Annotated in this window: 12 protein-coding genes; 4 read left to right on the top strand and 8 right to left on the bottom strand. The window is 61.6% G+C overall.

What is annotated here, in order from left to right:
- Window positions 1-370 precede the first annotated feature (370 nt).
- Genes HB676_RS22380 through HB676_RS22370 form a run of 3 tightly spaced genes read left to right on the top strand, consistent with a single transcriptional unit; the run spans window position 371 to window position 4,289 of the window.
- Window positions 371-730: a hypothetical protein gene (locus HB676_RS22380; protein WP_213740439.1), complete on the top strand. Its 360-nt coding sequence runs from the start codon at window positions 371-373 to the stop codon at window positions 728-730.
- Window positions 727-1,707, top strand: coding sequence for an ATP-binding protein (locus tag HB676_RS22375; RefSeq protein ID WP_213740437.1), 981 nt, complete (start codon window positions 727-729; stop codon window positions 1,705-1,707). The genes HB676_RS22380 and HB676_RS22375 overlap by 4 nt, the downstream gene beginning before the upstream one ends.
- Window positions 1,708-1,748: 41 nt before the next feature.
- Window positions 1,749-4,289 (top strand): S8 family peptidase, encoded by a 2,541-nt coding sequence (locus HB676_RS22370; protein ID WP_213740435.1) that lies wholly within the window; start codon window positions 1,749-1,751, stop codon window positions 4,287-4,289.
- Between the two features lie 3 nt (window positions 4,290-4,292).
- Here HB676_RS22370 and HB676_RS22365 read toward each other — a convergent pair whose 3' ends face one another.
- The 7 genes from HB676_RS22365 to HB676_RS22335 all read right to left on the bottom strand — a co-directional run bounded on the left by HB676_RS22365 (window position 4,293) and on the right by HB676_RS22335 (window position 11,063).
- Window positions 4,293-6,203 (bottom strand): CHAT domain-containing protein, encoded by a 1,911-nt coding sequence (locus HB676_RS22365; protein WP_213740433.1) that lies wholly within the window; start codon window positions 6,201-6,203, stop codon window positions 4,293-4,295.
- A gap of 64 nt (window positions 6,204-6,267) precedes the next feature.
- Window positions 6,268-7,629, bottom strand: coding sequence for a hypothetical protein (locus HB676_RS22360; RefSeq protein WP_213740431.1), 1,362 nt, complete (start codon window positions 7,627-7,629; stop codon window positions 6,268-6,270).
- Window positions 7,630-8,082: 453 nt separating this feature from the next.
- Complete coding sequence (locus tag HB676_RS22355) at window positions 8,083-8,682, bottom strand: hypothetical protein (protein ID WP_213740429.1); 600 nt, start codon at window positions 8,680-8,682, stop codon at window positions 8,083-8,085.
- Between the two features lie 45 nt (window positions 8,683-8,727).
- The gene (locus HB676_RS22350; RefSeq protein WP_213740427.1) at window positions 8,728-9,507 is read right to left on the bottom strand and encodes a metallophosphoesterase; all 780 of its coding nucleotides are present in this window, start codon (window positions 9,505-9,507) and stop codon (window positions 8,728-8,730) included.
- 1 nt (window position 9,508) lies between these two features.
- Window positions 9,509-9,964, bottom strand: coding sequence for a hypothetical protein (locus HB676_RS22345; protein WP_213740425.1), 456 nt, complete (start codon window positions 9,962-9,964; stop codon window positions 9,509-9,511).
- Between the two features lie 183 nt (window positions 9,965-10,147).
- The gene (locus tag HB676_RS22340; RefSeq protein ID WP_213740423.1) at window positions 10,148-10,720 is read right to left on the bottom strand and encodes a hypothetical protein; all 573 of its coding nucleotides are present in this window, start codon (window positions 10,718-10,720) and stop codon (window positions 10,148-10,150) included.
- Window positions 10,721-10,730: 10 nt separating this feature from the next.
- Window positions 10,731-11,063 carry a hypothetical protein gene (locus tag HB676_RS22335; protein ID WP_213740421.1) on the bottom strand — a complete coding sequence of 111 codons (333 nt, stop codon included), beginning with the start codon at window positions 11,061-11,063 and terminating at the stop codon, window positions 10,731-10,733.
- 123 nt (window positions 11,064-11,186) lie between these two features.
- On the opposite strand from HB676_RS22335, the gene HB676_RS22330 reads away from it, so the two are divergent.
- Complete coding sequence (locus HB676_RS22330) at window positions 11,187-11,447, top strand: helix-turn-helix domain-containing protein (protein WP_346347404.1); 261 nt, start codon at window positions 11,187-11,189, stop codon at window positions 11,445-11,447.
- Between the two features lie 10 nt (window positions 11,448-11,457).
- On the opposite strand, the gene HB676_RS22325 is transcribed toward HB676_RS22330, so the two are convergent.
- Entirely contained in the window at window positions 11,458-12,795 is a 1,338-nt protein-coding gene (locus HB676_RS22325) for a hypothetical protein (RefSeq protein WP_213740419.1), read from the bottom strand.
- Window positions 12,796-12,826: the final 31 nt, after the last annotated feature.

Here is a 12,826-nt window from a genome sequence, read left to right as displayed (position 1 = left end):
ATAATCAACGGAATTAGAGGGCACCGACTTGAAGAGCCATGACTCGATGGATCGCCTTATCGGCAGCTTGCTGGACCAATCCATGATGATGACACCGGACCTTCGGGCCCTGCGGAGCGCAGTCGCTGTTCTCGGACCGCTACTCGATCCCAGCGAGGTTGACCCGTTCGCCGTCGCCCACGTCTGCTCCAGATCGAAGTTCGGAGCCGAGTACTACGATCCCTTCAGTAATGGCATCGTGCTTGATGTTTATGCAAATAGAACATAACATGAACGTTGCGGAAAAACGATGGCTGTCCCGTTTAGCAGTGGCGACATTTCGGCCGCTTTGAGCAGTTGCCGGCCGCAATGGTTTATGCAATAAATGCACATGGCTGGACGTCCCAAACGCGTGCCTGATCCTGATCTGGCGCTAAAATTTCACGAATGGCGATCGAATGCCGGGCTAACCGTCTCTGCTACGGCGGGGCGTTTGGGCGTGGCGCCTTCTACACTAACTAGGTCATTGAAAGAAGGAGGATTTTCCTTCGATATGCATCAGCGACTGAGGCGTCTTATCGAGCGGGGCGAGACGGTGTTAACCGAGGACATCGCCCTGTCCGCCCAGGCGATCAGATTGCTCTCGATAAAAGATTTGCGTTTATTGCACGAATTTGTTAATTTGATACCGAAGGCTGAGGCAATATTGAAGTCAGTTCTAGATCTGCGCGACGAGGGGACTAAGTCATGACGAACTCTAAGCAGATCATCGCGATGATCCGAAGTCACGCCGCCGGCGATAGCCAGCAATTTCTGTCGATCGCCGAGCATATCGCGGCCGACGCCGACAAGGCCGGCAAGAGCAAGGTGGCCGACGAGATCAAGAACCTCGTTCAGCGAGTCCGCAACCAAGCACCGGGCGCGCACAAGGTGCAGCCCATACCGATGGCCGCGCTGCGCGGAGAGCTGTCAGGACTGGTCGGCACATCCTATCCGGAATTTCACGTCTCCGACCTCGTCGTCAATTCCGACCTGCGCGAGAAGATACTGAGGATCGTCCGGGAACACCGCGAGCGAGAAACGCTGGAATCGGAAGGTATGCGGCCACGCAGGAAGTTTCTGTTCTCCGGCCCTCCCGGCACCGGCAAGGGGATGACGGCGGCCGCGATCGCGTGCGAACTGGGGCTTCCGCTCTTCAAAATCCGGCTGGACGGGGTGATCACCAAATTTCTCGGCGAGACGGCGGCGAAACTGCGCCTGATCTTCGACGCGATGCAGAGCGCTCGCGGCGTGTACTTCTTCGACGAGGTCGACGCCCTGGCTTCGAGCCGCGGTTCGGACAACGACATCGGCGAGGCCCGCCGTATGCTGAACTCCTTCCTCCAATTCCTCGAGGAGGACGAGTCGTTCAGCGTGATCGTAGCGGCGACCAACCACCGCTCCCTGCTGGACACGGCCCTTTTCCGTCGGTTCGACTCGGCTTTTGTCTATTCGAATCCTTCGCCCGCGGAGGCGCGACAGGTGCTGCGCAACAACCTGCTTCGGTTCGATAGAGAGGCCATCGCATGGGAAGACGTCGACGCCCACGCGAGCGGACTGAGCCAGGCAGATCTCGCCGCAGCGGCGGAGGATGCGGCCCGGATAGCGGTTCTGGACAACCGTAGCGTCCTGTCCACGGAAGTTCTCTGTCGCGCTCTGGACGATCGGGCTAACATCCACCGCGAGTAGGCGGCGATTCGATGCCGCTCGGCGGGTGAGCATCGGCGGCCATGGCGGAAATTGAAAATTATCGGCATATCCACCTCCGGGGTCTGGGCAAGGCGTCAGAGGACTTCCGGGCCCGGGGACGCGGCAACAAGAAACGACCGCCGGCGATCGCTGATCGCGTCGCACATGCGAACCTGCTTCGGCAGCAGCTCGACCAAAGCCTCGCCGATCTGGAGCAGACCCTCGTGCTGCAGGAGGAAAGCGGGGTCCCGCGCGCCAAACGCGGCGCGTCAATCACGGTATCCGCGCGACCATCGGTCGCCATCGACGTGGGATCCAAGCGCTCGTCGTCCCCGGGCCTGAAGTTGCTGGCCGTTCGTAAGGCGATCGGCGACGAGGAAGGGAGCGAGTCTCCCGAACAGGCAACCTTCTTCGTCGTCAGAAACAGCCTAAAGACCTTGCGCGAAAACCTCGATCGCTATGCGGAATGGCACGACCGACCCGAAGCGGCGAACAAGGAGTCCGACGAAGAAGAGGAAGACATCGGCCGGCCACGGAATTTCTGGCTTTTCGAAAGCGGCGCGGCCATCAGAAGCGCGACGCTGCGGGACTTCTGGACCGATCGGCTCGATCGTTTCCCGCGTAGGAGGACGGAGACCGACTGGGAGGTCTGGATCCGTCCGGGGTTCGAGAAGTCCTTCGCGGCGGCGCTGGAAAAGCTCGGCATCAAGCCTCTGGGCATGGCGACCGTTTTCATCGAGACGATCGTGCGAAACGTATCCGCCACCCCGCAGCAGCTGGAGCAGCTGGTTCGATCCAGCGCCGCCGTTGTCGAATTGCGGAGCGCATCCACTTTCGTTTCCGACTTCTATGAGATGAAACCCGAACGCAGATCCGAGGTGATGTCGAAGATTGCGTCACGGATTTCTGGACCTCCGGCCGACGCGCCTCGCATCGCGATCCTGGATACCGGCGTTAACAGGAGCCACGACCTGCTGTCGTCGTCGCTTCCGCAGAGCCGTTGCTATACCATCGTGAAAGAGTGGGGGGCGACCGACGCGAAGGGCCACGGAACCAGGATGGCCGGCGTCGCTCAATTCGGCGACCTCGAGGGCCTCTCGCCGTCGTCTCCGCCGTTGGTGCTACAGACCGCGCTAGAATCCGTCGTCGTCGCGTCGCCCAATCAGCCAGGAGACGTGCCGGCGCGCGACGCCTTGAGACGTGCCGTTGCGCTGGTGGAGCAGGAGCCCCATCGCAGGATCTTCTGCTTGGCGCAGACGGCGCAAGGCGAGGAAGAGAACGGAAGGCCCACAAGCACGTCCGCAGTTCTCGACCAGTTGGCGTACGGGGACGGTCAAAACGTCCGCCTGTTCTGCGCAGCCGTTGGTAACGTGCCGCACTCTCCAGACGAACCGTACCAGATCGCGGATTACGAGGACCGCAACGACGGTTTCGGCATCCAGGCGCCGGCGCAAGCCCTGAACGCTCTGTCGGTCGGCGCGGCGAGCCTGAAGGACCTCGGAACGAGGGGCATGGTGGCGCCTGTCGGCGATCTCATGCCGACTTCCCGGACCGCGGCGGCTTGGATCGACCCGCATCCGAGTAAGCCCGATATCGTGATGGAAGGCGGCAATTTCTCAATCGAGAGGGGCGGCGTTTTCAGTCGGCCTTCCTTCGACCATATGGTCGTGACGACGTCGCATCTGGCGCCGACGAGCCCCCTGACGATCTCTGGAGAGACAAGCACGGCGACGGCTATGGCTGCGGGTCTCGCCGCGCGGCTCGCCGCCCGCTATCCGCTCTTCCGGATGGAAACGATCAGGGGGCTGATAGTGCATTCTGCAGAGTGGACGCCGGCCATGCTGGCGCAGTTGTCCCGTGACCGCGCCGCAGGAAACTCCGCTCAGGAAGCGATGAACCTCATGCTCGGCCGTTACGGCTGGGGGGTTCCTAACGAGCAGCGGCTGTTCGCGAGCGCCTCCCACGCGCTGACGCTGATCGTCGAGGATAATCTGCAGCCCTACGAGCGGTCGATAAAGGACGATGGCAAATTGGGAAACATCCGGCTTAAGGAGATGAAATATTTCAAGCTTCCGTGGCCGGAGACGGTGCTCAGGCAGCTTAACCAGACTCCGGTGGAGCTGCGCTGCACGTTGTCCTATTTCGTCGAGCCGGACCCTCACGCAGCCTCCAGAGGCCGCGCGATCGACCGTTATCCTTCCCATCGCCTCAGGTTCGACGTGAAAAGGTCTGGAGAGAGCGACGAGCGCGCCCAGCTACGCAACAACGAGTTGGCCGAAGGTGACATGTCGGAGGCTGCGGGAAGCGGCGACGGCTGGGCGCTTTCATCCCGCTCGAAAGGCACGCTCGTCCAAGACGTCTGGCGCGGCAAGGCCTACCAACTCGCCGACCGGGACGGGATATCCGTCGTTCCGGTGCGAGGCTGGTGGGGCGACATGCCGACCCAGGACCGTTACGAGCGCGCGGTCAACTATTCGCTCATCGTGTCGATCCGCACTCCCTCCGATGCCGGCGGCAATCTCTACGCCGAAGTCGTACCGAAGATACCGGCGACCGTGCTGGTCGAAGGCGGTGCCTCCTAGATTTTACGACTTCGAGGCGCTCTCGATCTTCGCCATGACGTCGCCGTGGACGACGTAGGCGTAAGGCGTCGCGGAGATGGCGCGTCGCTCGGCGCGTGCTGTCAGCATGGCCTGCCCGACGGAAGCGCCGTCGAGGAATTCCTTCAAGTAACGGCGGACGACGAACGCCGCGCATTCGTCCTGTACAGACCACAACGGTGCGAGGACGCCTCTAAACTTGCGGTCTGTCAGACTGGCGGCCCACCCCGAGGCGAGCCCAAGCCTATAGTCGCCGCCGCCGACACGACAGGCGTTGAGCACCACGAATGTTCCGTAACGTACGCCTAGATCAACCCCGCCATGGACGTCGTTGCAACTCACCCAGTCGTCGGTCATTTTGATCTTGGCGACGCCGGTCTCATCGGTGTCGCCATGGCCCGCAAAATGGAGGACGGCGACGGGCTTGGCCGGGATCTTGACGCTCCAGAAGTCCGTGAAGCCCTTGTAGGTCGCGTCTTGGGGTTTCGCCCCTAGATTCTCCGTCAGCCACTTTCCTTCGTCGAGCGCCATTGCAAGGCTCTCGTCGTTTTCGTATTTCGGCACGAAACTCGCAATCGATCCCGGCTCGAAGCGTGGCGGAATCCTGCCGCCGGTACGTAAGAACCAACGGGCGATCGGATGCGTCATGAAAAGATGGTCTGGTCCATTCACGCCCGACGATGCGTTCGGATGCATCATCTCCCACGGGATATGCGGTTCGTCGGTGATAATCTGGATCGGAAACGCGGGGCCGAAGGCATTTCGCAGGTCCCGATAAAGCGCCCTGAATGCCTCTGGGCTGGCGGCCCAAATCGTCTCCCCGATACCGCGCAGCTTGCCTTCGTGGCGACCGGCCGCGAACCCCGGACATTCCTTAAGCAGGCCGAGCGCGTACTCCCCCGTAGTCGTGCCGAGGTTCATCGTCTCCTCGCGCGTCTCCGTCCCCATGTCGACGCCTTTCGGGGCGGAGAGGCTCCACAAGTAGTTGCCCGATCCGTCCAGACGGACGATCTTGACCGTCAGATCCGCGGAGGCTGCCGAGATCAGGCTCACGCCCGCGACAGTCGCGGTGCCCGCCCGCGCTTCGGCCGCTTCGTTCTCCTTCAACTCGAAGTTCTGGCGCGCGATTCCGCTGAACCTATTCGCGTAGGTGAACATCGCCACGATCTCCAAAGGAGCCGTCGCATTTTCATCGTCCCTCACCGTGGCCGCGAAACTTGCCGGCAACGTCGTCCCTTCCCGCAGCACCTCGATCGTCTTGCGGTTCGCCCCCTTTTCGAACAGCAGACGCGACGAATGGACCTCGACTTCGACCGTCAGGGCTTGCCAGTCTCCTGGCACGTTTTTGAAGGATACCGGCTCGGTCGCGGAGGCATCCGGGGTCGCGTTAAGGGCGACTTCGAACCGGAAGACCTGCCCGACGATCGGTTGCTCGTCCGAAGAGATCGAAGGATACCGGTCGACGTCGATCGTTGGCGCCTTGGGTTTCGCAATGGCACCGTCCTTCGCCATGCCGACGGCGTTGCTGGCCTTGCCGGTCGCATCCTTTGCCGTGCCGACTGCGTCCTTCGCCGCACCCCTGATTTCGTACCGTTCGAGGTCGCTCTCGTGCGCCGGCCGGAAGGGAGCGGTCACCTCAAGGTCGTCGACCACCTTGAGGAGCGGGCGGCGACCTTCCGCGACGCACCGACGAAGGATGTCAACCACGGCTCGCCTTGTCGTCCCGCTGGCCACACTCCCTTCGACGGTCAGTCGGGTCTTCGTGAACCGGATGACAACCTCGAAGAACCCGCTCTGCAATTCCTTCAGCTCGCGCTGGGCCGTCGCCAGGGCATCTGCGGGAATGCCGAGCTCGTCGCCCAGAAGAGCGAGTTCCTGCTCGGTGCGCCACCGCATGGAGACGCCCTGTCTTGACCAAGACCAGAGGATTCCGCCTGTCATATCGGGGTTACGTCCCATTTCACTCGTCCGCAACCAAGAAGACGTCACTTGCCGGATGCAACCCTTCTTCTTGCGTTTCCACGCGGTACAGGCCGGCCGGCAGCGTCAGATCCTTCTTGTATCGACCCTCCGAGTGCCAGAGCACGATGCTAATTTCGCCGGGGGCATCCAGGCGGCAGACCGATGCCTTGATTTTCTGGACGTAGATGCTGGCCGTCGCCTCGATGACGATGGGTCTCGTGGAGGAATAGGCATCGTCCACATGCAGGCCGATCCTGCCAAGTTGAATCGTATCCGCCCTGAACCTACGCAGATCGATCGTGGGTTCCGTCAGAATTCCGCGTAGTTGGGCGTCGGACGTTTGATCACTCTGAAGCGCAGAATGCGTGTTGGCGATGTAGACCGCGGCCTCCTGGCCGACTTCGTATGGGATAGCCGAGACGCGCGGGACGGTCTGATCACCCTTGGTGTCCTCGCCCTCGTAGCTGGTCAGAAGCGAAAGCGTCCCGCCAGCGAGCTTCGCAGACTGGAAGGTGGGCTGTTCGATGCCGACTATCGGCCTGACGGTCGTTGCGTATCCGCTCACCGTCCTGTTGCGCTCCTGCGCCTCGGCGATCTCGTCGTGGAATGCGCGGGCGCGTGTCGCCCGGCTCCGGTCGAGGTTGGGAAGGTCGAGCTCTGACACGCGCTTTAGCTGCGATTCGCCGGCGTCGACGAAGGGATACGTCGGGAGCAACTGATAGACGGAATCAAAGGAGCGGATGGCGTTCGTTCCGTCGAAGGCCTTGAGCGGCCCGATGTTCCACGCAAACCCGTTGCAAATGAAGCCGAGCGCGTTGCCCGAGCCTCTGTAAGGCGTGCCGAAGCTGATCAGGGAACGCGTCGTCTTCCAGCCGTCGAGGCATTCGATGTGATACCGAGCGACTAGGCCACCCATGGAGTGAACAACAAAGACGACTTTAGCGTCTTGGTTGCCGCTTTTCTCCTTCCAGGCCGCCAGCCATTTGCGGACGCAAGCCGTTAGTTTCCGCGCCGAGACCCTGTTGCTGCGACGCCAGTCGTAGGGAAATTCAAAGTAGTTCTCGCCGCGGTCGAGGCTCATGCCGGCGACCAGTTTCCTGTCGAGGATCGAGTAGCCGCCCTGCTTCCACAGCCCCGGTATCATCTCCACGTTCTCGACGAGCGATGTGGCCTCGACCCCGTCACCGAGATCGTCTCTTTCGTCGTCCAGACCTTGCAGAGCGAGTCGATCGATGGCTCCTCCTGCGATGGTCCGCCACAGCGCGCCCGGCGACGTTCCCCAGAGATCCTTTTTGTCCTTCGACAGCACGGAGCCGATGAGGCCCGGCACGACTACGATCACGTCCGCGAACTTCGCCACTGGGCTAGGGCCCTCCCGCTCATCGGTTGGTTGTCGCGTATCGCGCCGTTTCAATCAAGGCGAAGTCGTGAGCCGATATTCAACCTTGCGTTCACATCCACGGTCGTCATCGCCTTGCACGATGAGCCGCCGCCCCCGTCCACGCGGCTTTTCGTGAAAAAGCGGCTCGTTTGCCATCCGCCGGCCATTTGTCCCACAACTCGCATTCTTCGCAGTGGTTCACGCGGCCAGACGGCCTCTTCCGGCGCACTCAATATCCGCCGGCACCTTCACCATGGGCGATCCCTGCGCAAAGCAGGATGTCGAAGGTCGTCTCATTCGCTTTCGTTCAAGACAGTCAGGAATCTGCGACCCTAATTCGTGTACCATCCCATGTACCGGGTGACTCCTCCTGAGCCTCTTATCTACGCTAACACACTGCTTTTTCGAATGAAATTCAGCTTTAGACCCTCTTTATCGGGAAGCACACCGCAGCACCTGATCCGGCGTTGTCGCGATGCCGACCACGGACCCCCCGGTGGCGAGCGCGGTCGCGACCGTGTCGTTGCCCACCGATGGCTTGTCGACGCGGCGATCCGAGCCGTCCCGCGCGAAACACGTCCACTTTCGACCGAGACCACCCCTCTCGAAGTAGTTCCTGAGAGGCCCCAAGAGTCCGGTGGACTGGACCGAGATCACGAGGGCGATTGCGGTGGTGGCGACCAGCTTTGCCTCTAGTTCCGGCGTGAGTGCGGCGTTCATGGCCGCCAGAACGAGAGCTTCGCGGGCGCTTTGCGTATTCCTAGGCATCGAAACGCCGTCTTCGCCATCGCATTCGGCGTCTTCCTGTTCGTCAACGCCTACTTCGTCGTCGCATCCGGCGCGCAACGAATTCCAGCGCGAGACCTTCTTGTCCGAAACGTCTGTGGCGGGGGACGTCTCGTCCGCCAGCACTTCGGCGGCGCGAGCGGCGTCTTCGCCGCCGGCCTCCGCGGACGGCGAACCGGCCGACGACGGCGCGACGGTGTCGCCGGCATCTGCATTTCCGTTCTGGTCGGATGGATCTTCGGTCATCGTGCGGCTCGTGAACCTTTGAGTTGTGAGGCGTTGTTCAAGGCGTCAGCCGGCCAGATCGACCACGAAGGCGGGATCGAATTGCCGGTTCTCGCCCGCGTATCCCGCGGGGTTCGAGATCATGCGGGTCCGGCCCCGTCTGAGATCAATGCTATGATGGGTGTGACCGGTGACGACCAGGTCCGGTTGGAAGCGGTCGATCATGGGTTGCATCTCCGAGGCGTAGGCGGCCGACAGAACGCTGCGCTGGTGCGTGGGCGCGATGGCGTCCATCGTCATGGCGTGATGCGATATGCAAACCGACGGGCCTGCGTGCGGCCTCGCCAACTCTTCCTCGAAGAACATGCGCGATTTTTGATGCAGGATGCGCGCTTCGGTCGGACGGAAACGTTTCCACGGGTCGCGCGACCATTTGATGCGCTTGTGGTCGAGCATTTGAGCTCCGGCGGCATGCATGGCGGCATCCCGCACGTCGGGACCGTACAGATCGTAGCTGGTCCAGAGCGTCGCTCCCAGAAACCGCACGCCCCGCACTATCTGCGCCGCATTCTCTAGGAGATGGACGCGATGCATGTCTGCGGCGGCATGACCTGCGTCGAAGTGTTCGTCGAACGACAGCTTGTTCGACCAAAGTTCGTGATTTCCGGCGACCATGACGATCTCCGTCGGTGACGGATAGGTGCGACGCAGACGCTCGATCGACTGGACGAGACCTTGGCACGTGTCGCCGGCGACGACGACCGCGTCCACGCCCGGCGCCAGTCGCGGGATGCTGCGGCTGCCCGGATAATCGATATGCAGGTCGCTCATGATCTGGAGTTTCATCTCAGCCTCGGAGGGATTCATGACGGTCAGCGAACGGACGAAAGGCTCGCATGAGCCAAGAGGTGGCGATCCGGGCTTCGCGCTTGCCCGCCCCGGGAACGCGGCGGATGACGTTCGAGAGCACGACGCAGGCGGCCGCATCGCCGTCGCAGGCGTTGATGACGAGCGCGGTCATGACCAGATCGAGTTTGCCCGGCCATACCGTCCGAAAGTCGATGAGGAGCGCCATGGCGGCGGCGGCGGTGGCGTCGCCGGCGACGGCCTCGCGCCAGAGGGGTTCGTCCAGCATCTCGACCCTCTCCACCGCCGCCTGCATCGCGCCCAGCACCATGACGTGGAAGTTCGGCGCCGCGATGCTTCGCCACCACGTGACGGGCGAGCGGCCCGGCGCGACCGGAACTTTGTTGGAGGCCATCGCGCTGCGCCTGTTCGCATTGACTGTCATCTTGATCTCCATGGTCGATGTCGACCGGCTGCGCGAAAAGTGTTCGCGACGCTAGGACTGGTTTGGTTTTGATGGTGGTGGAGAGCTCGAACGGAGCTCTCCACCGGTCGGGAGAACGGTTGGGTTCTCCACCTCGCCTCGCCACGCCGGACCGCGCCATGCCTCGCCGGGCCACGCCCCGCCTGTGGGAGCTCGCTACTCGATGATTTCCACCGAGAAATTGCCGTGCTGGGGCCGCCAGTCGCCCAAGCCCTTCATGAAGCCGGCGACCTTGTAGAGGTCGACGACCAACTGACGATCGAAGAGGCTCGGGAAGTAGTGGGCCGTGTATTCCGCGCTCCAATGGTCAAAGCACGGGCGTGTGCGCATCGTGCGCGCGTTGCGGACCTTCACGCCGACGCGCAGCCTGAACTTCTTGTCCTCCCAGAGCTTGTCGAGATCGGTCGGGCCGTCGTAGTCGACCGCGGCGTGGTGATCGACGATGAGGCCGACCTTGGCCTCCTCGCCCTTCTTGCGGGTCTTTGCCGCCTGCACGAACGTCGCCATCAGGGCCTCGGCGGGAATGCAGGGCTTGCCGTCGTGCAACCACAGTCCGCCGAACCATTCGACACGGCTGATCTCCTGATGGTCGGCCTCGGTCTTCGACCGCTTCGAGGTGAGCCGGGCCAAGTCCTTCGTGATCGGATCCAACGGGTCGGCCAGACGGCCGTTGTGCATGACGAGGCGTTTCGTGCCGGTGATACGCAGTCGGATGGTCTCGATGTCCATGATGGTTCTCCTAGTGACGGGTGGGATCGATGAACGAATGACGGGTATCGCGAAGGCGCAGAACGTCGGCGCGACGCGGGCGACGGCGCTGATAGCGACGGCGACGCAGCATCGACGTCACCTCGACGTGGCATCGGTGACAGAGCGCGGTGAGGTCGCCGATCGCCTCGTCGCCGATGCGTTCGTAAGTGGCGTGATGGGCCTCGAGCGGAGCCGCGGCGGTGCCCTTTTCGAAACAAAGGCGACAGCGGTCCTTCGATGCCGCGAGTTCGGCGAGCCGCGCCGGCGAATTGCGCCATTTGTCGCTCGCGATGTAGTGCCGGTAGTTCGTGGTCTTGCTCATCAACGTGTCTCTCTTCCTGTCCATGTGATAAATCACATAATACGGATCTGAAGGAGGACTGCAAGAAGTTTGGTGGTTTTAAACCACCGAACGTGCTAGGTTGGTTAATGCGGGGTTAAGGAGGTGGTCTTGAGCGAGCTATTGACGCCGACGCTGGTAAAGGCGGCTCGAGCGCTCCTTGGTTACGACCAAGCGATGCTTGCGGCGAAGACCGGGATTTCCAAGAAGACCCTTGGCCTGATCGAAACCATGGATGCCGTGCCCATGGACGCGAGGCGTGTCCGCGTCCTTCAGGAGTTGCGAACAAGAATGGAGGACGAATTAGGCGTCGAGTTCGTATTCGCAGGGCCCGGGACAGGGGAGGGTGTGCGGTTGCGTCGGTGACGGTCGGTATTCAGCCCTTCGCGCGCAATTCCAGGATCATCGCAATACGCCGCATGACGTCTGACTCCAGGATCTCGTTGCCGACTGGCCCGTAGATTTTTTTCGCGACCGTGAGGTCGTCTATTGCCTTCGACAGGATCTTTTCGCTGACGGACGGAGGAAGGTCCGTCGCCGAAAGATATGCCGCCAGCGCTCGCTTGTAGTGGGCTCTCGCAAGTTGAAAGCGCGAGAACTGTCGCGACACAGTCGCCCTGTCTATGAGATCGGTCAGAAGCTCTTGTGCCTGAGCCGACTGATTCCCGCGAATGTACGCGTCTGCAAGCCCGAGAACGTTATGCATCCTCATATGCACTGGGCTTCCCGCGTCGAGATCCTTGGCATCGATCGTTTCGAGTTGTTCGATCAGTCTCTTCCGATCGATATCGTCGACGAACGCCTTGGTCCGCTGTGCATTGTAGTCTGCGGACGAGACAAGATTGGTGATCCCGAAATCCTGGATAGGGTTGTCGGATGCGTCGAAAGCTACAGCGTATCCGAGCGATTCTTCGTAGGAGCGGACGAGCGCGCGAAGCCTTGAGCGGCTTTCCGGTCCGACAGGACGCCAGATCCGGTCGTACTGCCCGTAGAAGATGTTCGGGAAACTCGTCCGCATGTAGAGGAGGAAAGGGTCGTCGCGGAGTGGCCCGAACTGCGTCTCCATCTGCTTCATCAGAAGCTTGTGAGCGTGCTCGTTGTCTTCGTGGTCGGCATTCAAGGCCGCGTAGTACATCACGACGGCGAGTTGACGTTCGCTTTCGATCGTACCCGAAGACGGGACGGTCCCGTTCCGGATCAGAAGCGCAAGGACCTCGCCGGCGTGGACTCCGAACATCAGTCCGTCTTCACGGCTTCTGTAGTCCAGCAATTCCTTCGCCACCCTGCCGAAGACGAACCGATCCTTCAGGTCCGAGACTGCGATTCCCTTCTCGGCCAAGAACCTTTCGAAGAATTCGCGCTCGTAGGGCTGGATTCGTCTGCGGGAATGGTCGGATCGCTTGGTCCTGGAAGCGCCCCTGACCCCGAATTCGTACTCGAGATACTTGTCTTGCAGTCGCGCCTGCTCAATCGGGGTAGGGTAGAGGCTGGCGATCAAGGGGTCGAAGCTGTCGCGTTTCATGAACGACTCGCCGTTGACCCATCGACGCCACTGCCTCTCATCCAAAGATATGAATTTGCTTAGGAAATCTTCCGTTTCTATAACGTGCCGACCTGCGGTCACTTCCGCCGATCGGCGTTCGTAGATTTCGGACATCATCTGGAAGACGTGCGGCTCAGGCAGCCTATCGATCGGCAGTCGCGGCCTGGGCATGGCGATAACTCGTCCTCGTGCAGTCTGGCTA

Origin of the sequence: Bradyrhizobium sp. dw_411, from assembly GCF_018449695.1 — a bacterium.
In the GTDB taxonomy this organism is placed as follows: domain Bacteria; phylum Pseudomonadota; class Alphaproteobacteria; order Rhizobiales; family Xanthobacteraceae; genus Bradyrhizobium.
The sequence above is the reverse complement of the archived record's forward strand: the minus strand, read 5'-3'. Positions and strand labels throughout refer to the sequence as shown.